The organism is Catenuloplanes sp. NPDC051500 (genome assembly GCF_044454585.1).
Lineage (GTDB): Bacteria > Actinomycetota > Actinomycetes > Mycobacteriales > Micromonosporaceae > Catenuloplanes.
Window position 1 is genome coordinate 40,282 of the sequence record NZ_JBITDX010000016.1, and the last position, 24,839, is coordinate 65,120.

The 24,839-nt window shown below is 71.6% G+C and carries 19 protein-coding genes; 11 read left to right on the forward strand and 8 right to left on the reverse strand.

Features of this window, described 5'->3' with window-relative positions:
• Positions 1–73: 73 nt before the first annotated feature.
• The 4 genes from ACIA8K_RS27975 to ACIA8K_RS27990 form a co-directional block, all read right to left on the reverse strand.
• Entirely contained in the window at positions 74–3,511 is a 3,438-nt protein-coding gene (locus ACIA8K_RS27975) for a UvrD-helicase domain-containing protein (RefSeq protein WP_396064396.1), read from the reverse strand.
• On the reverse strand, positions 3,508–7,467 hold the full coding sequence (locus ACIA8K_RS27980; RefSeq protein WP_396064398.1) for an ATP-dependent helicase: 3,960 nt from the start codon (positions 7,465–7,467) through the stop codon (positions 3,508–3,510). The genes ACIA8K_RS27975 and ACIA8K_RS27980 overlap by 4 nt, the downstream gene beginning before the upstream one ends.
• A gap of 150 nt (positions 7,468–7,617) precedes the next feature.
• The gene (locus ACIA8K_RS27985; protein WP_396064400.1) at positions 7,618–8,163 is read right to left on the reverse strand and encodes a TIGR00730 family Rossman fold protein; all 546 of its coding nucleotides are present in this window, start codon (positions 8,161–8,163) and stop codon (positions 7,618–7,620) included.
• Positions 8,163–8,960, reverse strand: coding sequence for a TIGR00730 family Rossman fold protein (locus ACIA8K_RS27990; RefSeq protein WP_396064402.1), 798 nt, complete (start codon positions 8,958–8,960; stop codon positions 8,163–8,165). The genes ACIA8K_RS27985 and ACIA8K_RS27990 overlap by 1 nt, the downstream gene beginning before the upstream one ends.
• A 204-nt stretch (positions 8,961–9,164) precedes the next feature.
• Here ACIA8K_RS27990 and ACIA8K_RS27995 point away from each other — a divergent pair, with 204 nt between their 5' ends.
• Positions 9,165–9,326 carry a hypothetical protein gene (locus tag ACIA8K_RS27995; RefSeq protein ID WP_396064404.1) on the forward strand — a complete coding sequence of 54 codons (162 nt, stop codon included), beginning with the start codon at positions 9,165–9,167 and terminating at the stop codon, positions 9,324–9,326.
• A gap of 40 nt (positions 9,327–9,366) precedes the next feature.
• Here ACIA8K_RS27995 and dapE read toward each other — a convergent pair whose 3' ends face one another.
• The gene (gene dapE / locus ACIA8K_RS28000) at positions 9,367–10,437 is read right to left on the reverse strand and encodes a succinyl-diaminopimelate desuccinylase (RefSeq protein ID WP_396064406.1); all 1,071 of its coding nucleotides are present in this window, start codon (positions 10,435–10,437) and stop codon (positions 9,367–9,369) included.
• 33 nt (positions 10,438–10,470) lie between these two features.
• On the opposite strand from dapE, the gene dapD reads away from it, so the two are divergent.
• The 5 genes from dapD to ACIA8K_RS28025 all read left to right on the forward strand — a co-directional run bounded on the left by dapD (position 10,471) and on the right by ACIA8K_RS28025 (position 14,924).
• Positions 10,471–11,448, forward strand: a complete 978-nt coding sequence (gene dapD, locus ACIA8K_RS28005) for a 2,3,4,5-tetrahydropyridine-2,6-dicarboxylate N-succinyltransferase (RefSeq protein WP_396064709.1) — start codon at positions 10,471–10,473, stop codon at positions 11,446–11,448.
• A gap of 97 nt (positions 11,449–11,545) precedes the next feature.
• Complete coding sequence (locus tag ACIA8K_RS28010) at positions 11,546–11,986, forward strand: hypothetical protein (RefSeq protein WP_396064408.1); 441 nt, start codon at positions 11,546–11,548, stop codon at positions 11,984–11,986.
• Positions 11,987–12,187: 201 nt separating this feature from the next.
• Positions 12,188–12,994: a SigB/SigF/SigG family RNA polymerase sigma factor gene (locus ACIA8K_RS28015; protein ID WP_396064410.1), complete on the forward strand. Its 807-nt coding sequence runs from the start codon at positions 12,188–12,190 to the stop codon at positions 12,992–12,994.
• A 128-nt stretch (positions 12,995–13,122) separates the two neighbouring features.
• The gene (locus ACIA8K_RS28020) at positions 13,123–14,034 is read left to right on the forward strand and encodes an LLM class flavin-dependent oxidoreductase (protein WP_396064412.1); all 912 of its coding nucleotides are present in this window, start codon (positions 13,123–13,125) and stop codon (positions 14,032–14,034) included.
• Positions 14,035–14,270: 236 nt separating this feature from the next.
• Positions 14,271–14,924 (forward strand): heme oxygenase (biliverdin-producing), encoded by a 654-nt coding sequence (locus ACIA8K_RS28025; RefSeq protein ID WP_396064414.1) that lies wholly within the window; start codon positions 14,271–14,273, stop codon positions 14,922–14,924.
• Between the two features lie 7 nt (positions 14,925–14,931).
• Here ACIA8K_RS28025 and ACIA8K_RS28030 read toward each other — a convergent pair whose 3' ends face one another.
• On the reverse strand, positions 14,932–15,516 hold the full coding sequence (locus tag ACIA8K_RS28030; protein ID WP_396064415.1) for a hypothetical protein: 585 nt from the start codon (positions 15,514–15,516) through the stop codon (positions 14,932–14,934).
• A 232-nt stretch (positions 15,517–15,748) separates the two neighbouring features.
• On the opposite strand from ACIA8K_RS28030, the gene ACIA8K_RS28035 reads away from it, so the two are divergent.
• Positions 15,749–16,840: a hypothetical protein gene (locus ACIA8K_RS28035; protein ID WP_396064417.1), complete on the forward strand. Its 1,092-nt coding sequence runs from the start codon at positions 15,749–15,751 to the stop codon at positions 16,838–16,840.
• 5 nt (positions 16,841–16,845) lie between these two features.
• Here ACIA8K_RS28035 and ACIA8K_RS28040 read toward each other — a convergent pair whose 3' ends face one another.
• Complete coding sequence (locus tag ACIA8K_RS28040) at positions 16,846–16,995, reverse strand: hypothetical protein (RefSeq protein WP_396064420.1); 150 nt, start codon at positions 16,993–16,995, stop codon at positions 16,846–16,848.
• Between the two features lie 141 nt (positions 16,996–17,136).
• On the opposite strand from ACIA8K_RS28040, the gene ACIA8K_RS28045 reads away from it, so the two are divergent.
• Together ACIA8K_RS28045 and ACIA8K_RS28050 are read left to right on the forward strand one after the other, a co-directional pair.
• Positions 17,137–18,351: an MFS transporter gene (locus ACIA8K_RS28045; protein WP_396064422.1), complete on the forward strand. Its 1,215-nt coding sequence runs from the start codon at positions 17,137–17,139 to the stop codon at positions 18,349–18,351.
• 32 nt (positions 18,352–18,383) lie between these two features.
• A complete protein-coding gene (locus ACIA8K_RS28050) occupies positions 18,384–19,337 on the forward strand; it encodes a serine/threonine-protein kinase (RefSeq protein WP_396064425.1) in 954 nt (317 codons plus the stop codon).
• 144 nt (positions 19,338–19,481) lie between these two features.
• On the opposite strand, the gene ACIA8K_RS28055 is transcribed toward ACIA8K_RS28050, so the two are convergent.
• Positions 19,482–22,766, reverse strand: a complete 3,285-nt coding sequence (locus ACIA8K_RS28055) for a CARDB domain-containing protein (protein ID WP_396064428.1) — start codon at positions 22,764–22,766, stop codon at positions 19,482–19,484.
• Between the two features lie 760 nt (positions 22,767–23,526).
• Between ACIA8K_RS28055 and ACIA8K_RS28060 the strand changes: the two genes are divergently transcribed.
• Positions 23,527–24,027, forward strand: a complete 501-nt coding sequence (locus ACIA8K_RS28060; protein ID WP_396064430.1) for a hypothetical protein — start codon at positions 23,527–23,529, stop codon at positions 24,025–24,027.
• A 176-nt stretch (positions 24,028–24,203) separates the two neighbouring features.
• Positions 24,204–24,827, forward strand: a complete 624-nt coding sequence (locus ACIA8K_RS28065; RefSeq protein ID WP_396064433.1) for a nucleoside/nucleotide kinase family protein — start codon at positions 24,204–24,206, stop codon at positions 24,825–24,827.
• Positions 24,828–24,839: the final 12 nt, after the last annotated feature.

Below are 24,839 nucleotides of genomic sequence, written 5' to 3' on the forward strand. Positions count from 1 at the left end.
CGCGCGCACCTGGCCGTCCGGCCCTTCTCACAGGTAGCTACGACGGACCCGGCGGATCGGACCGCAATTCAATTCACAATCTTTCCTCCGGGTACGGGACGGAGGTGACCAGTTCCGCAAGCGCGGCCCGGTCGAGCAGATCCGCGGGCCGGACCGTGACGTCGTCGCGCACGTAGTAGAACGCGGCCCGCACCTCCTCCACCGCGACACCTGCAAGCGCGGCCCAGGCCAGCCGGTACGCGGCCAGCTGCACCGCGGCCGCCTGCGCCGCCTCCCCCTCCGGCCGCGCGCCGGTCTTCCAGTCGACCACGTCGTACCTGCCGCCGAGCGCGGGGAAGACCGCGTCCATCCGCCCGCGCACCACCACGCCGCCGATCACCGTCGCGAACGGCACCTCCACCTCGACAGGCGTCCGGTCCGCCCACTCGCCGGCCAGGAAGCGTGCCTGCAGGTCCGCCAACTCCGCGTCGCCGGCCGCGTCCTCGTCCGCGGCGCCGGGCAGCTCGTCCAGGTCAAGCAGCCGATCCGCGCCGAACCGCTGCTCAAGCCAGGCGTGGAACGCGGTGCCACGGCGGGCGTGCGGCGCGGGCGCGGCCGGCATCGGGCGGCGCAGCGAGCGGGCCAGCGCCTGCGGGTCCCGCCGCAACAGGACCAGCTGCGACACCGAGAGATGGGCGGGCAGCGCGACCTCGAGCGGGCCGTCGCGGCGCGCGTGCTCGGCGCGCTCGGCCAGCAGCAGGTCGGCCTCCCGGCGCCAGGCGGCGATCTCCGCCTCGTCGGCCGGGTCCTCCTCGGTGGAGGCGGGCGGCGCGGACGGAGCAGGTGGCGCACCGAGTGCCTCTTCAAGCGGGCTGACCTGCACCCCGGCCGGGTGCTCCGCCGGTTCCTCGCCGGCCCCGTGCGGCTCCGGCTCCGCGTGCACGCCCGAGTGCTCGACCGGCGCCGCGGCAAGCAGCTCGCGCACCAGGTCGGCCGCCTCCTCAAGCGCGGGACGACGGGCGCCGAGCGGATCGGCAGGCCACTCCGCCCGTACCGTCGACTCTGCTCCTGGGTTTGCCACGCCCGGCTCGGGGGGCGGCTCCCAGACCGGAATGTCCCCGTGGCCGGCCGCGCAGGTGTCGCGGATCTCCTGCAGGAAGACCGACGGGCCGCGCGGCTTGACCACCCGGTCCCCCCACCAGTAACCGGAGCAGAGCAGCAGCCGGCGCGGGCGGGTCACCGCGACGTAGGCGAGCCGCCGCTCCTCCCGCTCGTCGTGCTCCTTCCACAGCTGGGCGAACTCCTCAAGCGCGCCTGTCGCGTCCCGCTGCGTCTCCGCCTCGGACAGGTCGAGTTGCGGCAGCCCGTCCCGGTCGCCGCGCAGCGGGAACGGCAGCACGCCGAGGCCCGCGAGATAGTGGTCGGAGCCGCGGACCGGGCCGGGCCAGACGTCCTTGGTCAGGCCGGCGACCGCAACCACGTCCCACTCAAGGCCCTTCGCCGCGTGCGCGGTGAGGATCTGCACCGCGCCCTCGACCACGTCGACCTGGCCGGGCGCGAGACCGCGCTCCTCCTCCTCGGCCGCGGCCAGGAACGCCAGGAAACCGGAGAGCGTGCCGCCGTCCGCCTCGCCCGCGAACCGGGCGGCCACGTCGCCGAGCGCATCCAGGTGCGCGCGGGCCAGCCCGGCGTCCCCGGCCGCGGACGCGCGCACCGCGACCTCCACATCCAGGCCGATCGTCCGCTCCACGTCCGCGACCAGGTCCGGCAGCGGCTGGTCCAGGCGGTCGCGGAGCAGGGCCAGCTCGCCCGCGTACGCGTGCAGGCGGTGGTAACCCTCCGCGGAGAATTGCTGCGGCAGACCCAGGTCGGCGAGCGCCTCGATCAGCGTGGCCTCGTCCAGCGGGTCGATCACCGGGTTGTCGTCGTCGTCCGCGCCGCTGGCCCGCTCGCGCGCGAGGTTCTGGGCGCGGCGGTGCAGCGCCACCAGGTCGCGCGGGCCGATCCGCCACCGCGCGCCGGTGAGCAGCCGCAACGCCGACGCGCCGTCCGTCGGGTCGGCCAGCACCCGCAGCGTGCAGACGACGTCGCGGACCTCGGGCGTGTCGAGCAGACCCCCCAAACCCACCACCTCCACGGGTACGCCGCGGGCGCGCAGCGCGTCCTCGATCAGCGGGATCTGACTGCGCAGCCGGACCAGTACGGCGGTGGTGGGACGCTTCTCGACCGGGATCTCCTCGGGGGCGGCGTCCTCGTCCCCGTTCGCCGCCCGCCAGGCGGTGACGATCGAGTCGGCGATCCAGTCGGCCTCGGCGTCGTGGGTGGACAGCAGCGCGGCGCGGACCGTGTGGCCGCCGAGCGGATCGTCCGCGCCCGGGGAGGGTTTGAGCGCCGCCACCCGCGCGCCGGCGCTGCGCAGGGGCAGCGAGAGCGTGTTGGCGACCTGGAGGATCTCCGGGCGGTTCCGCCAGGATCGGGTCAGCGCCCGCACCTGCGCACTGCGCCCGGACTTATGGGCAAAATCAGCTGGGAACCGGTCCAGAGTGCCCGCGCTCGCGCCGCGCCAGCCGTAGATCGACTGGCACGGGTCGCCGACCGCTGTCACCGGGTGGCCGTCGCCGAACAACGCGCGAAGCATCACCACCTGGGCGTGGCTGGTGTCCTGGTACTCGTCGAGCAGCACCACCCGGAACCGGTCCCGCTCCACCCGGCCGACCTCCGGATGGTCACGGGCCACCCGTGCGGCCCGGGCCATCTGATCGCCGAAATCCATCGCCTCAAGCTCGACCTTGCGCTGCTCATACGCCCGCACCAGCGGCAGCACGCCCAGCCGCGCCTGCTGGCGGGCGAGCACGTCGCGGACCGGCCGGCTCGCCGTACCCGGCAGGCTGCGCACCTCGCCGATGAACCGCCCGGTCCAGCCGGCCAGCTCGTCCGTGGTGACCAGGTGCTCGGCCAGCTCGCCGGAGAGCGCCAGCACCGCGTCCGTGATCGTGCTCGGCGCCCGGCCGACAGTGCCCAGATCGCCGGGGAAGTTGCGGACCAGCATGTCCACAAGCTGCCAGCGGGACGCCTCGGTGAGCAGCCGGGTGGACGGCTCGTACCCGCCGCGCAGGCCGTGCTCGGTCACCACCCGGGCCGCGTACGAGTGGTACGTCGCCACTGTCGGCTCGCCCGTCACCTCCCGGCCCAGCCGCCGGACCAGCTGGCCGAGCCGGGTCCGGACCCGGTGCGCCAGCTCGCCCGCGGCCTTGCGGGTGAACGTCAGGCCGAGAATCTGCTCCGGGCGGGCGTACCCGTTCGCCACAAGCCACACCACCCGCGCGGCCATCGTCTCGGTCTTGCCGGACCCGGCACCCGCGACCACAAGCAGCGGCTCGACCGGCGCGGAGATGATCGCGGCCTGCTCCGGCGTGGGCGCATGCAGGCGCAGCAGCCGGGCCAGCTCCTGCGGAGTGAACCGCGGGCCGGAGTCCACGCGTCTCCTGGGCGTCTGCCCGGCGGTGCTGAAGAGGGCGGGCTGTTCGGTCACGATCTCCTCTTCGGTGGCTCCACGACCTGCCGGCCGCGGCCGGAGACCGGGCAGGCGGTCTGCACCGGACACGTCCGGCACTTCTTGTTCACCACCGCGGAGAACGTGGACGCGGCCATCGTCTCCGCGGTGCGCCGGACCAGCTCACCGGCCCAGCCCGGATCCGGGCTGTCGGCAAGCGCGGCCTGGCTCTGCTCGCGCGCGGCCTTGGTGTCCGTGCCCAGCTGCACCAGCGCGGCCCCACCCGGCTCCGCGCCGAAGTCCGCGAACCCGCCCGCCTCCACCGCCGCCTGGTAGCCGGCCAGCTGCGGGTGCTCGGCCACGTCCGCAGTGGTCACCGCGGTCGACCTGCCGGTCTTCAGGTCCACCACGACCAGCCGGCCCGCATCGTCGATCTCCAGCCGGTCCACCCGGCCGACCAGGTCGATCGGCCGCCGGGTGCCGTCGTCCAGCCGCACCGCGAACTCGTGCTCGATCGCCAGCAGCCGGCGCGGGTTCGCGGCCAGCCAGCGCAGCAGCTTGTCGACCATGCCCTCGGCCCGGGTCTGTTCCGGGCCGGCCAGCCAGCGCGCGGCCAGCTCGATCATCGGGAAGCGGCCGGCCACGTACTCGATCAGCCGCTCCCGGTCCGCGTTCGCGTCCTCGGCAAGCATCGCGGCCGCGTGCACCAGGTTGCCAATCCCCTGCGCCGGGCCGGCCGGTGGGTTGCCGCCGTGCCGTTCCAGCAGCCAGCGCAGGCTGCATCGCAGTGCGCCCTCCATCGTGGACGGCGTCACCCGTACCGGCGAGCCGTCGTCGATCAGCGGCCGGTCGTCGGAGAGCGAGCGCAAGCCCCACCACTCGTCCGGATGCGCGCCCGGCACCTGCGCCGCCGCCAGCCGGGCCAACTCCCCGGCCGCCGCCTTCCGCTTACCGGCGCTCGCCCGCGGATCGGTCACCGCGGTCCGCAACTCCGCGACCAGCGCAGCAAGCGTCAAAGCCCTCGGCAGCCGCGGCGATTGAAGATCAAAATCCTCCGTGGGTACGTCGTCAGCGCTGCCGATTTCGTGCAGGAAGCGACTTGGCTGCTCCTCGCCGTCCGCGCCACCCACCGAGGCCGACTCCACGGCCGTGACCAGCAGCCGCTCCCGCGCGCGGGACACGGCCACGAAGAACAGCCGCCGCTCCTCGTCCAACAGCGCGGACGTCTGCCCGGCCAGCGCGGCCGCCTCCGGCGCGGTCCGGCCGGACAACAGGTCGACAAGACGCTCCGAGCCGAGCAGGCTGCCGCGCAGCCGCAGATCCGGCCAGACGCCCTCCTGCACCCCGGCGATCGCCACCACGTCCCACTCCAGGCCCTTCGCCGCGTGCGCGGTGAGCAACCGGACCGCGTCGCCCCGATCCGCCGAGGGCGCGATCGAGTCCGCGGGCAGATCCTGGCCGAGCACGTGATCCAGGAACACCTCGGTGCGCGCGCCCGGCAGCCGGTCCGCGAACCGGGCCGCCGCGTCGAAGAGCACAAGCACCGCGTCGAGATCCCGGTCGGCAGCGTCGGCCCGCGCCCGCTCGACATGACCGGTCTCACCCGCGCGTGGGGGCGCGCCGCGGACGCCGGCCGCGTACCACCGCTCCCCCAGACCGGAGGCCCGCCACAGAGCCCAGAGCACATCCTCGACAGTGCTCTGCGGGTCGGCCGCGACCGTCCGGACCGTCTCCAGCAGCGCCGCAACGGTCTTCGCCGGGCGCGCCCAGCGGCGGTCCACCTCCGCGATCGGCGTGGGATCGTGAAGCACCGCGACAATCAGCTCGCCCGCCGAGCGGCGGTCCTTGCGCTCCAGCGCCAGCGCGCGCAACCCTTGCCGGAGCCGCCGCTCGGCAAGCGGATCAGCGCCACCGAGCGGCGAGTGCAGCAGCGTCACCGCGGCGGCCTCGTCAAGCGCGGCCGGCTCCAGCGCGCAACGCAGCAGGAGGAGCAGGGGGGCGACCGCGGGCTGCAGGTGCAGCGGCAGATCTTCGGCGTAGGTGACGGTCGGCACCCCGGCCCCGTGAAGCGCCCGCTGCAACGGCGGCAACTGCAGCAGCGTCGACCGCACGATCACCGCCATCCGCGACCAGGGCACATCGTGCAGCAGATGCGCCTCGCGCAGCGCATGCGCGATATACGCCGACTCCGCCACAGCCGATCTGAACGTCCGCACCCGCAGCGCTGCGCTCTCCGCCACGCTCGCGGGGTCGTCGCTTTCGGGCTTGTCGCTGCCGGTTTTGTCGCTGTCAGGCTCGTCGCTGCCGGTTTTGTCGCTGTCAGGCTCGTCGCTGCCGGCCTCAAAGGTCCCCGTGGTCCAGCTGGCCTCAATGTCTTCGTTGGTCAAGCCTGACGTGACGGCGGCTTCGGCGCGATCGGCGGGGCTGTCGATCTCCGCCGTCCAGTCCTCGCTGCTCCCAGCATCGCCAGGCGCGGCGGCAGCACCGGTGCTCGCCGCTGGATTCGCGGCCTCGACCATCCAGCCCACGCCGACGCCGGGCCCGCCGGCGGACCTGGACGGGCCGGATGCGGCCAGTTCGCCGGATGCGGCCAGTTCGCCGGATGCGGCCAGTTCGCCGGATGCGGCCAGTTCGCCGGAGGGGACGACGGTGTCCGTGGCCAGATCGGCAACGTCGGCCGTCCGTTCCGTGCCGCTGCCGTCTTCGTCGCCGGGAGCGGCCGGGCCGGCCAGGGCGGCGGTGTCGGTGCTGGTGGGGGGCTCAGGGAGGACGGGTGGGGTGAGGTTGCGGTGGGCGACGGGGCCGCGGAGACGGCGGGCCACGCGCTTGACCGCGGCCAGCAGGTCGAGAGACGCGCGGTAGGAGATGGTGCGGGTGACGGTCGCGGCGGGGGCGCCGGACGCCGTGCGGAAACGGGCCGGGAAGGTGGCCACGATCGACGGGTCGGCGCCGCGGAAGGCGTAGACCGAGGAGTCGGGGTCGGCGAACGCGACGAGTGGTGTGCCGCCGCCGGCCACCAGGTCGAGCAGCGCGACCTGGGCCGGGTCGGTGTCGGCGAGTTCGTCGACGTAGACGTGGGCGATCCGGCGGCGCTCGGAGTCAAGCAGGCCGGGATCGTCCAGGAGCAGCGTCATCGCGGCGCGGACCAGCTCGGCCGCGTCGTAGGCGGCCGCGGACCGGCCGGTGGTGTCGCGCAGCGCGAGGACGGCGGCGTATTCCCGGAGGAACCGGGCGGCGGCCGGCCAGTCGTCGCGGCCGAGGCGCTCGCCGAGCCGGGTGAGGTCGGCCGGGCCGACACCGCGCTCGACCGCGCGCAGCATCAGGTCTCGCAGCTGGGTGGCGAATGCCCTGGTCCGCAGCGCGGGACGCAGTCCGGCCGGCCAGCCGTAGGGATCGTCGCCGGTCGCCTCCGGCTCGGCATCGTCCCCGGCTGCGGCTGCGGCTGCGGCTGCGGCGGCGTGCGGCGTCCCGGGCGGGGTGGGACGGGCGGGCTCGTCGAGGTCGCCGGTCTGCGCGGGGTCCTCGGGGCGCCCGTGGCGGCGCGCGCCCTGGCTCGGGGCGGTCGCGGGGGCGCTCTCCGGGTCGCCGACGACCTCCAGCAGCTCGCGGATGACGAGGTCCTGCTCGGGGCCGGTGAGGAGGCGGGGGGAGGGTTCGCCGCGTTCGGCTGCGGCGCGGCGGAGGAGGCTGTAGGCGTAGGCGTGGAAGGTGCGCACTGTGGGCTGGTGGATCACCTCGCGGTCGGCGAGGCCGGCGACCCGGGTCTCGATCCGCTCCCGGAGTGACGTGGCGGCGCGGCGGCCGAACGTCAGGACCAGGATCCGCTCCGGGTCGACGCCGGACTCGACGCGGGCGGCCACGGCCTCGGCGAGCGTGGTGGTCTTGCCGGTGCCGGGGCCGCCGATCACCAGCAGCGGGCCGTCGGTGTGGGCGACGATCCGGTCGTGGACGGCGTCCGGCAGCAACGGCGGAGCGGCGGCCACCGGCCGTCGCACCAGCCGATACGTTCGCCGGGGCGCCACTGTCATCGCGCTATCTCATCACGCCCCACCGACACACCACATATCGCCTGCTCTGACCGGGTATGCCGACCGCGCGAAGGCCGACCGCGCGAAGGCAGGCGCGGAGCGTACCCACGAGGGGTTTCAGGGGAGTTTGGGGGTCAGGGCGGTGAAGGCGGCGTCGAGGGATTCGACGATCAGGAGGTCGGCGAGGGCCTGCGGGCGGATGAAGTGGGTGTCGGTGAGGGTCCGGAGCCAGGTGAGGAGGCCGTCGTAGAAGCCGTCGGTGTTCACCAGGACCATCGGCTTGCGGTGGATGGCGAGGGAGCCGGTGGTCCAGACCTCGAAGAGTTCGTCGAGGGTGCCGAGGCCGCCTGGGAGTGTGAGGAACGCGTCCGACTTCTCGATCATGAGGGCTTTGCGGGAGAGCATGCCGTCCGTGACCGCAAGCTCGTCGCTTGCGGTGTCCGCGACCTCCATGTCGACCAGGGACTGCGGGATGATGCCGAGCGTGTGGGCGCCGGCGGCGCGGGCACCCTCCGCGACCGCGCCCATCATGCCGACGCGGCCGCCGCCGCTGACAAGCGTGTGACCGCGCGCGCCGATCTGCCGGCCGGTCTCGGTGGCGAGGTCAAGCCAGCGCTTGTCTATCGCGGTGCCGGAGGCGCAGAAGACGCATATCGCGGCCATCAGGACTCCTGCACGTCGCGCTTGAGGTCGCGGGTGGCGGCCTGTTCGGCGGCGAGCGCGGTGTCCGCCTCGACGATGTAGCGGACCGCCTCCTCGACGTCGTCGGTGAGGCAGATCAGGTCCAGGTCGCCGGGGCCGATCTTGCCGTCGACGGCCATCGTGCCGCGCAGCCAGTCGATCAGGCCCTGCCAGTACGCGGTGCCCATCAGCACCACCGGGAAGCGGGTGACCTTGCCGGTCTGGACGAGCGTGAGCGCCTCGAACAGCTCGTCGAGCGTGCCGAAGCCGCCGGGCAGCACGATGAACGCCTGGGCGTACTTCACGAACATGGTCTTGCGGGCGAAGAAGTAGCGGAAGTCGATGCCGATGTCGACCCACTCGTTGAGGCCCTGCTCGAACGGCAGCTCGATGCCGAGGCCGATGGAGAGCCCGCCGGCCTCGCTTGCCCCCTTGTTCGCGGCCTCCATCACGCCGGGGCCGCCGCCGGTGATCACCGCGTAGCCGGCGCCGGCCAGCGCGGCGCCGACCCGCTCGGCGAGCGCGCACTCGGCGCTGTCCGGCTTGCTGCGGGCGGAACCGAAGACGCTCACCGCGGGTGGCAGGTCGGCGAGGCTGTCGAAACCCTCCACGAACTCGGAGAGGATGCGCAGGGCCCGCCACGCGTCCCGGGTCTTCCAGTCCGCGCGCTGGCGGGAGTCGAGCAGCTTCTGATCCGCGGTGGACGGCTCGATCGCGTCGCGCCGCAGCGTGACCGGTCCCCGGTGTCGCTCAGGTGTCAGTCGTACCCGGCCGCTCATGACAATCCCCTCATGCGATCACCGTAATGCAACGGACCGGTGTCTTTCTGACCGTCCGGCCGACCCTGACCGAGGGGAACACGGGAAAATTCGACAGAAACTAAGGGTGCCCGCAACCTTTCTTAAGGTACGGACGTCTTTAATTCACATATAGGCAGCACGGCGCCCGGCATGTGCCGGGCCACCTCGGGGGGAGGAGTAACCGTGCTCAACAGAAACGAGATGATCCGGCACCGGCGGCAGATGCAACGGCGCATCCAGGATGTGGTCGCCGAACGACGAATGGCTCTGCTTGACGACGAGGCCATGGCCGCGGCCGCGGACGAGACGTCCGAGGAGAAGTCCAAGCAGGACTGCGCAGCGTAAGACTCAGGGCCCCGCTCTCCAGCGGGGCCCTGAGCACGTTTCAGGAGGCCAGCCAGCGGTGCAGCGTCGCGGCGCCGTCCCGGATCCGGCCGATCTCGACGTGCTCGTCCTGGGTGTGCGCCAGGTTCGGGTCGCCGGGGCCGAAGTTCAGCGCCGGGATGCCGAGCGCGGCGAAGCGGGCCACGTCGGTCCAGCCCAGTTTCGCGGCCGGGCGTTCGCCGACCGCGGCAAGGAACTCGCGGGCCGGCGCCGCGGTCAGGCCGGGCAGCGCCGCCGGGGCCGCGTCGGTGATCTCCACGTCGTACCCGGTGAAGACCTCGCGCAGGTGGGCCTCGGCCTGCTCGATCGACCGGTCCGGCGCGAACCGGTAGTTGACCTCGACCTCGCACCTGTCCGGGATCACGTTGCCCGCGACGCCGCCGAGGATCCGGACCGCGTTCAGGCCCTCCCGGTACGTGCAGTCGTCGATGGTGACCGACCGGGCGGGGTATTCCTGGAGGCGGCGCAGCACCTCGCCGGCCGCGTGGATCGCGTTGACACCGCGCCAGGAGCGGGCCGAGTGCGCCCGCCTGCCGGTGGTGCGGACGACCGCGCGCATGGTGCCCTGGCAGCCGGCCTCGACCACGCCGTAGGTGGGTTCGAGAAGGATCGCGAAGTCCGCGGCAAGCCACTCCGGGTGGGTCTGGGCGACCAGGTTGAGCCCGTTGTACGCGGAGTCGATCTCCTCGGCCTCGTAGAAGAAGTACGTCACGTCGTACCGCGGGTCGGGCAGTGTCACAGCGAGGTGAAGCGCGAGCGCGGTGCCGGACTTCATGTCGGCGGTCCCGCAGCCGTAGATCAGGTCGTCGACCATGCGGGACGGGAAGTTGTCGTTGAGCGGCACCGTGTCCAGGTGCCCGGCCAGCACCACCCGCTGCTCCCGGCCGAGGTCGGTGCGGGCCATGAGCGTGTTCTGATGCCGCTGCACGGTGAGGTGCGGCGCGTCGGCAAGCACCAGCTCGATGCAGTCGGCGATCTCCTTCTCGTTCCGGGAGACGGACTCGATGTCGACCAGGGCGCGGGTGAGCGCCACCGGGTCGGCCAGCGCGTCGGGGGTCAGCGGGTTCGCCATGGGTGGCACGGTACCTTCTCGGGTGTGAGTGACGTGTCTGCTAGTCCCGCCTGGGGTTTCGGCCTCGCGACCATCACGGCCGAGGGGCAGGTGCTCGACACCTGGTACCCGGCCGGCAAGCTCGGCCTCGGCACCCCGCCGGGCGACGCACCGGCCCGCTCGCCGCTTGCGGACGAGGACGGCGCGGCGCTGCTCGGCCTCCCGGCCGGCGTGCTCGGCGACCGGGCGCTGCCGGGTCTGCGTACCGTGGCGGTGTCGACGGTGATCGGCTCGCTGGCCGACCCGCCGAAGGACACGCACGACGTGTACCTGCGCCTGCACCTGCTGTCGCACCGCCTGGTCACGCCGAATTCGGTGAATCTGGACGGCATCTTCGGCCTGCTTGCGAACGTGGCCTGGACCTCTGCCGGGCCGTGCCCGGGTGACCGCATCTCCGAGCTGCAGATCATCGAGCGCGCGGCCGGGCGGCACCTGACCGTCTTCGGCGTGGACAAGTTCCCCCGGATGATCGATTACGTGGTCCCGTCCGGCGTGCGGATCGCTGACGCGGACCGGGTCCGGCTCGGCGCGCACCTGGCGTCCGGCACCACCGTCATGCACGAGGGCTTCGTGAACTTCAACGCGGGCACGCTCGGCAACTCGATGGTCGAGGGCCGGATCTCGGCGAGCGTGGTGGTCGGCGAGGGCTCGGACGTCGGCGGCGGCGCCTCGATCATGGGCACGCTCTCCGGCGGCGGCAAGGAGCGGATCCGGATCGGTGAGCGCTGCCTGATCGGGGCGAACGCGGGCGTCGGCATCTCGCTCGGCGACGACTGCGTGGTCGAGGCCGGAACGTATGTCACGGCCGGTTCGAAGGTGCTGCTGCCGTCCGGCGAGGCGGTCAAGGCGGTCACCCTCTCCGGCACGGACAACGTGCTGTTCTGGCGGAACTCGCTTACCGGCGCGCTTGAGGCGAAGCCGCGCAAGGGCACAGGCATCGCGCTGAACAGCGCGCTTCACACCAACGACTGATTTTTCCGGTACGCCCGGCGCGAGGGCGCCGGGCGTGAACCGTTCACTCCCGGCCCGGCCGCAGCGGTGGTGGGCGACAGGCGCTAGCGTCTTCGGTGTGACCGTCGCGTTCGTCGTCGCGCTGATCCTGCTCGCCGCCGCCGCGGCCGGGTTGTACCTGATGCGTGCGCGCATATCGCTGCTCCGTGCGGAGATGCGCGCGGAGTCTGTGGTCTCCGAAGGGCTCCGGGACCGCATCGCCGGCCTGGAGCGGGACGTCGCCCGCCTGGAACGGGACGTTGCCGACGGCAACACGAAGGCGGACGGTCTCGGCCGTGAACTGTCCGACCTGCGGGACACGAACCGGAAGCTTGCGGACGCGGCCGAGGCGACTGTGCACGACCTGCGTGAACCACTCGGCACCGTGCTCGAGTTCCTGGAGCCGCTGCAGAACCGGCGGTACTCGGAGCAGCTGGATTACCGGGGCAAGTCGTACGTCAGGTTCGCCAAGGACGCCGCGCTCCGGCTCCGCGCGCTGATCGACGACCGTACCGGCTGAGATCGCTACCACAGCGCTCACCGAAAAGCGAGCGCATGATCACTCTGCGCTTCGAATAAGCCCGACATATCCGTATTGGAAACCCAGGGAAGTAGCACAGCGCGCAGGCAAAAGGGCCGAAACGCTGGGACACCTCATCCTTTCGGCTACCAGCGGCCAGGTCTTTAGGTTAGTGTCGAGACCCTGAAGAGGGAGGACACCATGACCGTTGCAGCAACCGGGGCGCAGGCGTCGACTCGGATCGACCGCACCCACGAGGCCGCCGCAGCCGAAGGCGCCGAACTCATTAATGCCCTCGCCGCGCTTCCCGAAACCCACCCGTCGCGACCGGCTCTCCGGCAGCGGACGATCGAGGCCTGGGTGCCGCTCGCGCGCCACCTCGCGCTCCGCTTCTCCGGCCGCGGCGAGGCGATGGACGACCTGGTCCAGACCGCGATGATCGGCCTGATCAAGGCGGTCGACCGGTTCGACCCGTCGTTCGGCGTGGACTTCGCGGGTTACGCGATCCCCACGATCATCGGCGAGATCAAGCGCCACTTCCGCGACCGCACCTGGTCGGTCCGGGTGCCACGCCGCCTGCAGGAGATGCGCCTCGCCATCTCCGAGGCGAACTCGACGCTCTCCCAGGGCCTCGGCCGCTCCCCCACGGTCGCGGACATCGCGGCCCACCTCAGCGTCACCGAGGAGGAGGTGCTGGAAGGGCTGGAGGGCGCTCGGGCGTACACCGCGACCTCGCTCTCCACGCCGGTCACCGAGGAGGGCGGCATGGAGCTGGGCGACACGCTCGGCTCCGAGGACCACGAGTACGAGCTGACCGAGCTGCGCGTCGCGCTCGGCCCGGCGATGGCCGCGCTCGACGAGCGTGAGCAGAAAATACTGACGCTGCGCTTCTACGGAAACCTGACGCAGTCGCAGATCGCGGACCAGATCGGTGTCAGCCAGATGCACGTGTCCCGCCTGCTGGCGAAGGCGCTTGTCAAGCTGCGCGGTCACCTCGCGGCCGACTGAGAAGGTCACAAGCTTGCGGGGGTACGACGAGAGCTCCGCCCCCGCATTTCGTCAGGAGACCCGGCAACCGGTTCGGTGCCGGGTCTCCTGCATGTCCGGCCCCGGTGCGCTTGGGTAGCGTGACGATCATGCGCATCGGAATCGTGATCCTGCAGGACCAGCCGTGGCGGGAGTCGGAGCGTCGCTGGCGCCGGGCCGAGGAGATGGGTTTCGCCCACGCCTGGACCTACGACCACATCGGCTGGCGCACGCTCGTTGACGGCCCGTGGTTCGACGCGGTGCCGACGCTCACCGCGGCCGCGCTGGTCACGTCGCGGATGAAGCTGGGCACGCTTGTCGCGTCGCCGAACTTCCGGCACCCCGTCCCGTTCGCCCGGGAGATCACCGCGCTTGACGACATCAGCGCCGGCCGGCTGCTGCTCGGCGTGGGCGCCGGCACGGGCGGCACCAACTTCGACGCGACAGTGCTCGGCGGGCCGGAGCTGACGCCGAAGACCCGGTTCGACAGGTATGCGGAGTTCGTCGAACTGCTCGACCTGCTGCTCCGCGAGGACCATGTGACGTGGCGCGGCACGCACTACACGGCAGTCGACGCGCGGAACCTACCCGGCTGCGTGCAGGCCCCCCGGGTCCCGCTGATCATGGCGGCGAACGGCCCACGCGGCCTGAAGCTGGTCGCGAAGCACGCGCAGGGCTGGGTGACCACCGGCGGCGAACCCGGCGCGTCGCTGACCCCGCCATCCGGCGCGGAGCTGGTGGCGCAGCAGAACGCCTGGTGGAAGACGGTGGAGGTGCTGTCCGGGCGGCTGGACGACGCGCTTGACGCGGCGGGCCGGGAGCGCGCCTCGGTGGACCGCTACCTGACGCTGGACGCCGCCCCGGTCTTCTCGATGAGCAGCGTCGACGCGTTCGCCGACGCGCACGGCCGCGCCGCCGACCTCGGTTTCACCGACGTGATCACCCACTGGCCCCGCGCCGAAAGCTGGTACGCCGGCGACGAGTCAGTCCTTGAAAAAGTCGCCTCCGAACACCTAACCTGATCACGCCAAAGCCCCCCACCCCCACCCCCCGCCCCCGGGCCCCACGTCTGTGCTGCAGTTTCTCCGGTCCCCCCACAAACGGCACCGCCCACGTGAGGCGCGGGCGACCAGAGACGATGGGCGCGCTTCAGACACGCTCTTCGTCTGAAGCGCGCCCGTCGTCGCCGGGAGTGGCGCCGAGCCCGGAGGAGCGAAGCGACGACCAGAAGGCAAGCCCACTCAGCAGGAGCGCCAGCATGACCGCGACGCACACCGACCAGGACTTCTCGCTCCGGCTGCGCAAGGAGACCGGGCGGGCGCACCGCTCGGCCGAGGGCGCCGGATATCTGGCCGCGCTGACCGCCGGCGAGCTGGACCGCGAGGGATATGCGCTGCTTGTGGCGCAGCACTACTTCCTCTATGAGGTGCTGGAGTCGGCCGCGGAGGTGATGCGGGCCGACCCGGTGGCCGGGCCGTTCGCCGCGCCGGAGTTGACCCGGTTGCCGTCGCTCGCCGCGGACCTGGAGTTTCTGCTCGGCGCGGGGTGGCGGGACCGGATCGAGGCGACGCCCGGCACCCGCGATTACGTCGCGCGGATGACCGCGACCTGCTTCGGCGACCCGGCCGGGTTCGTGGCGCACCACTACACGCGGTATCTCGGGGATCTGTCCGGCGGCTTCTACATCGGCGACGCCATCCGTGCCGGGTACGACCTCGACGTGGACGGCGTGCGCTTCTACCGCTTCGACGCGCTCGGTGACCCGGCCGAGTTCAAGACCCGGTACCGGGCGCTGCTCGACGCGGCGCCCTGGGACCGGGCGGTGCAGGATCGGCTGATCGAGGAGGTGCTTGTCGCTTACGACCTGAACAACCGCGTCTTCGCCGACCTGCACCGGCTCACGTCGGACTGACCGCCGGTCAGCGGCTCTGCAGCGCGTCGAGCGCGACGGCCATGGCGATGACCAGGCGGCGGTCGATGTACGGGTTCGGCACCGAGACGACGTACTTGTCGCGGAAGCCCCACTGCTTGACCACGGAGAAGACGACCTCGCCGGACGGCGTCACGAAGTCGAAGTGGTACGGCAGCCAGGAGAGCGAGTCGACGAAGCGACGCAGGATCGCGACGGCCTGGCTGCGCTCCTGACCGCGGACGGCACCGACGCTCGGCTGCTCCACGATCCAGGTCGAGCGCAGCAGCGACGCCTTGAAGTCCTTGCGGAACAGGCCGATCGGGGCGCCGGACGGGTCGGTCACGTCGTAGGTCGCACCGAGGTCGAGGACCTGGCGGGCCTTGAAGCCGAGCACCGGGACCTGCTTGCTGTCGTCCGTGTAGAGCGTGACCTGCTCCTTGAACGCCAACCGCTTCTGCTGCGCGAAGGCGATCAGCTCGCCCTCGGAGCCGTCCGGCTGCACGGCGCGAACCTCGTACTGATTGACCATGAGGCGCACGCGCTGCCGGACGTGGAACTGCTGGGTGGCCTGGAGCCGCTGAAGGTCGGTCATGCTGTCTTTCCTCCCACAGGAATCGTCGGCCGCAGTCTGGCACACCCGTGCGACTTTTCCCGTCCCCCGCGGAGCCAGGTGTAGCCGATCTTCGGCCCGCCCTCAGGTGATCGGCCATTTCGGACGCCTGTCCCGCATCCCAACGGGGGATTCAGCAGGTAGGACTAGTGACTATCGGCCGCTGGACGCCTCGAATATACGGATACATCCGTTAAGTCCCAGGGGGCGAACCATGTCCGGAACGCTGATCGTCGTACACCACACGGGACGGCTGTCGCGGCTGCGGGACGGGATCGCCGCCGAGCCCCGGCTGCGGGACGTCCGCGTGCACGGCATCGCGGCCGGCGCCCCCGAGCCCGACGTCTCACCCGTGCTGCCGCCGCCGGGCGCCACCGGCCTGGAGGCGGTCGCTCAGTCACCCACGGAGGCCGAGATCACCGCGGTCGAGTGGGACCTGCTGGAGGCGGACCCGCTTGTGGAACTGCGCATGCTTGCGGAGCTGTTCGACCCGGGCCCGTCCAGCCCGGACGCGCTCGACAAGCGGCTGGACACGCTGTCGCTGTCGCTGCCGGACCTCGCCGAACTGGACCGCGCCACGCTGGACCGGGCGATCACCGCGGTCCGGGACGCGCCGGAGACCGCGGACGCGTCGCTCGCGGTCGGTGACGCGGCCGATCCGGAGCTGTGCAGCGCTGTCGCGCGCGCGATCGTGGCGACCGCGCTGAGCACGGCGCCGGACGCGCCGATCGCCCGGGACGGCCGCAGCCGGGACGCGCTGGCCGTGCGCTTGGTCGCCGCGCTGGAGCCGACTCCGGAGTTGGCCGCGGGCTTCGCGGACACGATGGTCCGGCGCGTGACGCGCCCGCTTGCCGAGCGGCTGGCGGCCCGGAACCTGGTACGGCGGCGCGCGGGGACTATGGAACCGGCCTGCTTCAGGCGACCGGACCTGGCGGCCCGCGAGCTGATCGCGGCCGAGGTGGCACGGGCGGAGTCGCCTGTGGTGCTGCTCGGGCACGGCCCGGCCGGGGTGGCGGCGGTCGACCTGCTCACCGGGCCGGACCGGCCGGATTCGGTGAGGCTGCTCGTCACCACCGGTTCGCCGGCACCGTACCTGTATCTGCGGGACGGGCTACCCACCGTGACGTCGACGCCGTGGCTGAACGTCTACGACAGGTCCGACCGGCTGGCGTTCTGTGCGGCGCGGGTCTTCCCGGGAGCGGTGGACGAGGAGGTCGACGCGGGTGTGCCGTTCCCTGCGGCGCATGGCGCCTACTGGGATCAGCCCCGGTTCTACTCACTCCTCGCCCACCACTGGCCGGGCTGAAGGGGCTATGCGCCGGTGATGGTCGGCCAGGAGTAGGCCAGCAGCGCGGACGCGGCACCGAGCAGCGCCAGCGAGACGCCGCGGGTGCCGATCGGCAGCGCGGCCAGGACCAGCAGGATCACGGCGATGACGTAGAGAACGGCAGGAACCGACATGAGAGAGCCTCCGAGGGGGTTTCGGTGCACATCCGTGCGGCGGGATCGATACCCCCCGGCGCGGGATCGCTAAACGCATCGCACCACCCGCTGTGTCGGTCGTCCTATGAATGCAACGAGCCGCCTGACACGATCCGCGGTATGAGCGGGGAGATCAGGACCGGTCGCGTCGGCATCGCGCTGACCGCTGTGGCGCTTGGCGGCTTCGGCATCGGGACCAGCGAGTTCGCGGCGATGGGGCTGCTGCCGGAGATGGCCGGTTCGCTCGGCGTCTCGATCCCCACCATGGGGTACGGCATCAGCGCGTACGCGCTCGGCGTGGTCGTCGGCGCCCCGCTGATCACCGCGCTCACCGCCCGGCTGGACCGCAAGCTCCTGCTGCTCGGCCTGATGGTCGCGTTCCTGGTCGGCAACGGCCTGTCCGCGATCGCGCCGAACGCGCCGCTTGTCTTCCTGGCCCGGTTCATCGCGGGCCTGCCGCACGGCGCCTACTTCGGCATCGCATCGGTTGTCGCCGCGCGCCTGGTCTCGCCGGAGCGCCGCGGTCGTGCCGTAGCCGGCGTGATGATGGGCCTGACCGTCTCCAACATCGTGGGCGTGCCGGTCGCGACGGCGGTCGGCCAGCACGTGCACTGGCGGGCCGCGTACGGCATGATCGCCGCGATCGGCCTGCTCACCATCGTGGCCGTGCACCTGCTGGTGCCGCTGGTCCCGGCCGCCGCGCACGCCACGATCAAGACCGAGCTTGGCGCGTTCCGCCGCCCGCAGGTCTGGTTCGCGCTCGTCACGGGCATCGTCGGGTTCGGCGGCATGTTCGCCGTCTACAGCTACGTCTCCCCCACGCTCACCGAGGTCAGCGGGCTGTCGGCCGGCGGGGTCCCGTGGGTGCTCGCGGTCTTCGGCGTCGGCATGACCGTCGGCACGCTTCTCGGCGGCCGGCTCGCCGATCTGTCCATCATGGGCACGCTTCTCGGCGGAATGGTCGGCATGCTGGCCGTGCTGGTGCTGTTCGCGACGACCGCCCAGTACATCCCGGCCGCGGTCTTCCTGATCTTCCTGATCGGCGTGGCCTGCCAGGTGATCGGCACCGCGCTCACCATGCGCCTGATGGCGGTGTCACCGGACGCACCAGCGCTCGCGGCCAGCTCCAACCACTCCGCGCTCAATCTCGCCAACGCGGCCGGCGCCTGGCTCGGTGGCATGGTGATCGCGGCCGGGTACGGATACCTCTCCACCGCCTGGGTCGGCGCGGTTCTCTCCGTCGCCGGCCTGGTCGTCCTCTCCGTGTCGCGAATGATGGAACGTGCACAACCGCCCCTCCCGGCGGGTTTGCCCACGGCCCGAACGGGTAGCTGATCAAGGGTTATCTTTTCTCTGAAGGAGTCCCGATGCGCGTTCTCGGCGAGCGCTACCGCCTTGAACAACGCATCGGCGTGGGCGGAATGTCCGAAGTGTGGCGAGGGCACGACGACGTGCTCGATCGCCCGGTCGCGGTCAAGCTGATCGCGCCACACCTGATCGACTCGGCGGATTCCGTGGTGGAGCAGGTGCGCACCGAGGCCCGGTCCGCCGCCCGGCTCACCCACCCGAACGTCGCGAGCGTGCACGACTTCGGCATGTCGACGATGCTGCCCGGCACGCCCGCGCCGTACATCGTGATGGAGCTCGTCGAGGGCGAGACGCTCGCCGACCACCTGCGCGCCGGCCCGCTCGACTGGCACATCGCGGTACGGGTCTGCGCCGAGGTCGCGGCCGCGCTGGCCGCCGCGCACGCGAACGGCATCGTGCACCGCGACGTCAAGCCCGCGAACATCATCCTCACGCCCGCCGGGGTCAAGGTGCTCGACTTCGGCATCGCCGCGATAGCCGGCGAGCCGGACTCCGCAGTGGACGGCACCATCGTCGGCACCCCGGCGTTCGTCGCCCCCGAGCGCCTCGAAGCGGACGGCGTCACGCCCGCCACCCCGGCCGCGGACGTCTACGCGCTCGGCGTCCTGCTCTACCTCTGCCTGGCCCGCACGCTCCCCTGGGAGCCGTCCCGCCTCCCCGGCGTACCGCCGAACGCCATTCCCCCGGGCGTCGAGCCCACCCCGCTCCCGCCGATCCCCGGTCTCCCCGACGAGGTCGCCACCCTCTGTGACCAGTGCATATCCCGCGACCCCGACGCCCGGCCCACGAGCTTCGCCGTCGCGCTGATGCTCGCCGAGGCGGTCGACGCCCAGGTCTACGTGCCGCTCACCGGCACCGCGCCGCTGGTCCGCGAGGTCACCACCGCCACCCAGTGGACCGACGAGCCCACAGACGTCTTCGAATTCCCCGGCCGCCACCGCGCCGACCCGTAACCCCCTCCTCCGCCGCGGGCCGGTGACCGGGGTCGAGGAGAGCGGCGCCGCGCGAGGTGGACCTGGAGACCGAGATCCAGTTGCGGCGACAAAGACATGAAGACATCCGGGGGTACGGGAGCGCGTCCCGTACCCCCGGATGCTCTAGGGGTTGATCGTGATCCGCAGTGGGGTGGTGTTGCGGATGTCCTGGTAGTTGTTGGACAGGCGCAGGTTGTTGAAGGTGACCGCGCCGACCGCCGGGCCCTGGTTGGGCTCGGGCAGTTCATTGGCCCAGACGGCGAAGCCGGACTTCGCGTCGAACGCGTCGCCGCTCTTCCGCGCGCCGGTGATCGAGACGTTTGTGAAGACGGTGTCGGTGATCGGGTTCACCGGCTGGCCACCGATGTACTGCGTCTGGAACATGATGCCGCTGTAGGTCGGGTCGACGATGTCGACGTCGGAGACCCGGATGCCCTGGAAGACCTTCGAGGCGGAGAAGATCCAGATCGCGGGGAACGTCTGCTGTCCCCAGAAGTGGCCGCCGGCCCGCACGATCGAGATGTTCTCGAAGCGGGTGGGCGGGTCCGCGCCGAAGCCGTTCATCGGGTACCCGAAGTCGAGCGAGCTGATCGTGATGCCCGAGTAGACGAGCGTGTCCGCGATGTAGATGTTGCGGAACGTGTTGGCGTAGCCGCCGTAGACCGCCAGACCAGCAGCCCGCCAGGTGAGCGTGCTTGTCAGGTTCTCGAAGACGTTGTCCTTCTCGTCCGCGCCGCCCGCGTCGATCGCGGAGAACAGCGCGAAGCTGTCGTCGCCTGTGGCGCGCGCGTCGTTGTTCGACACCAGGTTGCCGGTGCTGCCGTTGGTCATGTTGACGCCGTCCGCGAACGTGTTCCGGATCCGCGAGTTCTTGATCACCATGTTGTCCGTGTTGGCGCCCCAGTAGAGGCAGATCATGTGCTCGGCCCAGATGTTGTCGATGGTCTGGTTCGCCAGGTTGGCGAAGTCGAACACCTTGCCGGGGCCGTCGATGCGGGACGTGTAGTTGCCGAAGTACCCGAATCCGGCGAACGTGGACCCGTTCGCGCTCGCCTCGGAGCGGAAACCGATGTCCGTGTTCTCCTGGCCGGCCGGCGCCTGGAAGCGGGTGAACCACGGGCCCGCGCCGACCACCCGGACCGACTTGCCGTAGACCTGGAACTTCGACGAGGTCTGGTAGTCGCCGGACGGCAGGTAGACGCCGATCAGGTTCGCGTCCTGCCGGGCCCGGTCCAGCGCGTCCTGCACCGCCTGGTGGGTGAAGCCGGACGGCACGGCGTACCGGGCCGGGTCCGGGTTGGCCGTGGCCGTGACCTGCTCCAGGTTGACGAAGTCGATTGCGAACGTGCCGCCGTTCGCCGCGTCCTTCTGCAGCTTGATCGTGGCGCCGGCCGGGACCGTGGTGCCGAGCAGCACGTTGGCCTCGTCGTAGATGTGCCGCGGCGCGCCGGACGACGGGTTGTTGTTCGGGCCGGCCTCGTCGCCGTAGAGCCACGCGTACCGGGAGGTAAGCGTGACCGCCTTGAGGAACGTGTTGTTGACGTAGATGTTGAGCGTGGACGTGGTGCCGCCACCCCCGGGTGCGTCCGGGATGGAGAAGCGGGTGACAAGCGTGTTCGTGCTGGCCCGGGTGGTCCACTGGACGTAGGAGCCGGTGCTGTTCAGCGTGACCGCGCGCCGGCCGGACGCCTCGCCGGCCAGGTCGCCGACAGTGCGGTTCGGGCCGACCACTGCCGCGCCGCCGCCGGTGGCACCGTCCTCGGCCTCGTACATCTCGTAGGGCATGTTCGCGCCCCGGCCGACGAACAGCGGCGTCTCCGCGGTGTTGTTCGCCCGCTTGACCGCCACCTCGTTGGCGTCGTCCGCGAGCACCACGCGGACCGTGTACCGGCCGTTGGCCGCGGCCCAGGTCCCGAGCGACACCGGCGCCGTGACGCCGCCGGCGGCGATCGTGCCGTTGAACGAGCCGCTGAGGGTACGGACGACCGCGCCCGACTGGTCGAGCAGTGTCAGCGTGATCGCGTGCGCACCGGAGGCGGACGCGATCGTGCCCTGGTTGCGGATCGCCACGGTGAACGTGACGGTGCTGCCCGGCGCCGGGTTGCTCGGCGACCAGGCGGTGGTCGCGACCAGGTCGGAGCTGGGCACCGCGCTCACGGTGAGCGTGCCGGCAAGCGTGTTGTTCTGCTCGTTCAGCTCGACGACGGTGTTCGCCTCGTCGACGCGCGCGGTGACCTGGTGGGTGCCGGCCGGGCGGGCGCCGAGCGACGCGGTGACGGTGGCGGTGGCGCCGGCCGCGAGCGCGCCGACCGAGGCGGTGCCGGCGAGCGTCGTACCCACGTAGAACCGGACAGTTGTCGCCGCGCTCGCGGCGGTGCCGGCGTTGCGGACCACTGCGGAGGCGGTGACCGTGTCCGTCTCGACCGGCGCGGACGGCGCGAACGTGAGCCCGGTGACCGTGAGGTCCGGGTTCGGCGCGGCGGTGCCGAAGACCTGCAGCTCAGCGACCTGCGCACCGGGTGCGCCGGTGTTTGAGGTGATCCGCAGCTGCACCTCCGCGACGGTGGCGCTCACCGGGATGGACACGGTGTTGCCGGACGCCGGGTTGAACGTCCGGTTCGCGGCGCCGGCCAGCGTGGTGAAGCCGGTGGCGTTCTGCGCGCGGCCGAGGACCTCGATGTTCTGGGTGCGCGCGCCCCAGGCCGCGTCCGGGTTGAGCGAGACCGCGACCGAGGTGACCGACGCGTTCGCGCCGAGCGACACGGTAAGCGTGGCCGGGTACCCGCCGGACGTGCTCTCCCAGTAGGTGGCAACGTTCCCGTCGGTCACGTTCCCGGCCGGGTAGAGGGCGTTGCTGCTGCTCGCAGTGGCCGTCTTGCCGAGCGCGAGGTTCGGGTCCTGCGGCGGGTTCTGCGTCTGCTCGCCCCAGACCTCCACGGTGGACAGCTGGCCGGCCGGCCACGCGGTGTTCGCGGAGATGCTCAGCCGCAGGTAGCGGACGGTCGCGGTAAGCGGAATGGTGACCGTGTTCCCGCTGCCCGGGTTGAACGTGTACCCGGTCGCGCCGGCGATCGTGCCGCCGGTCGCGCCGTCCTGCACCGCGATCGTCTGGGTGCGGGTCTCCCAGCCGGCCGGCAGCCGGAGCACCGCGCTCGTCACGGCGGAGGCGGCTCCCAGGTCGACCTGGATCCACTGTGGCCACGCGCCGTTGGCGCTCTCCCAGTAGGTCGCCGGATCGCCGTCACCCGCGTTGGCGGCGGTGTAGGCGGCGTTACTGCTGCTGGCGGTGAAGGTCCTGCCCTGCGCCAGGTTGACGGGCGCGGCCGAGGCGGGGCCGGACGGTACGAACAGGACTGTGGAGGTGAGCGTGACGGCGGCGGCCACAAACGTGGCCAGGCGTTTCCTCATGGCGGTCCTTCGGTGGAGAAGGGCGACTTTTCCCGAAATTTCGGGTGGGAGTTGGTAGTGCTGCGCCGCGATTCCGAAGATCAGTCTGGTATCCGGCGGCGTGTTGTACAGATTTTGCAGAGCGCTGCGCCAAATGTTGCAGACACGCTACGGCCACGTCAACGGTCGGGGATACATCGACTTCCATGCCGACCGCATTGGCGGCAAATGTCCTTAATGGGGCTTCCGCGCTGTCGGTCAGCAGACACCGTGCACCCGTCACCGGGCCGGCGGCGCGCCGTTGAAGGCGTTGGACCGAGATCTCTGCCCACTCGGGATCGAGCCCGCGACCGGGCCGCCTTTCACCGCACATCGACGCCGGGCAGCACCCGAACGGGGTAGCCCGGACAGCCGTGCGACACGTTTGAGCGCTCAATCTTCCCGCACGGACAACGGATTACCTGCGCCCGCGATATCGGGCAGATTCTTCGTCAGCGCCACTGCGGCGCGAAAGCCACCCTCATGGGCCCGCCGGGCGCCGCGATCAGCACCGTCGCCCGGCGGGCCGCCACAACGAAGGACACACCGTGCACCAGTTCCCGCCCGCGCGCAGGCACCGCCGACGCATCGCAAACAGGTGTCGTCCGGCAGGCCGCGCGACGAGGCGGGACACGCGGCGGCCACCAGGCGCGCCGGGTTCATGAGCTACCGGTAGGGGCGGGCGGTGGGCTGGGGAGACACCCGGCCGCCCCTACCGGTGACATCTCGGAGGTGAGCGCACGTGCGGACCATGTACCGCTGGCGCTGGGTAGCGATGTCGGTGGCGGCCCTGGCGACTGCCGCCCTGCTCGGCGGTTTGTCGATGCGGGCGGGCAGGCCGACCGCCGAGCAGCGGCTGGCGCTCGCGGCGAACGTCCAGGACCAGCCGTTCGAATTCCGGCTGCGCAGCGAACCGGTCGACTCGCCGGGGCCGGGCAGCACCACGCCGCTGCGCGTACGACTTACCAATCCGCACGACGTCCGGATCCGGATCGAGGCGCTTACCGGGCGGGTCGGGGAGGTGTCCCGGCCGGACTGCGAGGCGACCGCCTCGGACATCGTGGTCGGGCCGCACACCGGGCCGCCGGCACTGCCCGTCACGCTGGCGCCGCGCGAGAGCCTCGATGTGGGGACGATTCCGGTCTACGTGCCGCTCGCGGTCTCCGCCGCCTGCCGCACCGCTGTCTACCGCTTCATCATCGTCGGCACGGGATTTCGTCTTCCCGTTGCGGATTCCGCCTGAAGATTCTGCGGCGAAATCCGGTTCTGCGAGATAAAATTCCCAGCGATGCGTACTGTTGCCCACGCTCTGTTAGCTACCCACGCTCCCGAGTCCGGGAACCGGTAGTCGCTTGGAGTACGCCTTCGGCTCCCCGCGCCGCGCGAGCGACGCGGGGAGCCGTTTTTATGCTTGACCCCATGAAATGGACCGATCTCGTGGACCGTGCGACCCGCCTGGCGAGCGGCGCGCACCGGCGCATCCTTGGCATCGCCGGCCCACCCGGCGCCGGGAAGTCGACGGTCGCGGACCGCCTCGCCACCGCCCTGACCAGTGCGGGAGCGGCCGTCACAGTCGTACCCATGGATGGTTTTCATCTGGCGGACGCGGAGCTGCGCCGGATCGGGCGGCACGCGCGCAAGGGCGCGCCGGACACGTTCGACGCCGCCGGGTACGCCGCGCTGCTGCGCCGGATCCGGGCCGAGACGGACGACATCGTGTACGCGCCGGTCTTCCGCCGTGAGATCGAGGACCCGATCGCGGGCGCGATCCCGGTGCCGCCGGAGACCCGCCTGGTCATCACCGAGGGCAACTACCTGCTGATGCCGGACGGCGTGTGGGGCGGCGTGCGCGGGCTGCTGGACGAGGCCTGGTACCTCGACCTGGACGAGCCGGAACGGCTGCGGCGGCTCATCGCGCGGCACATGGCCTACGGCCGGGACGAGGCGGAGGCGCGGGACCGGTCGCTCGGCAGCGACCAGGCGAACGCGGAGTTGATCGCCGCCACGAAGGGCCGGGCGGACCTGATCGTGCCGCTGTCCTGAAATCGACGGAGG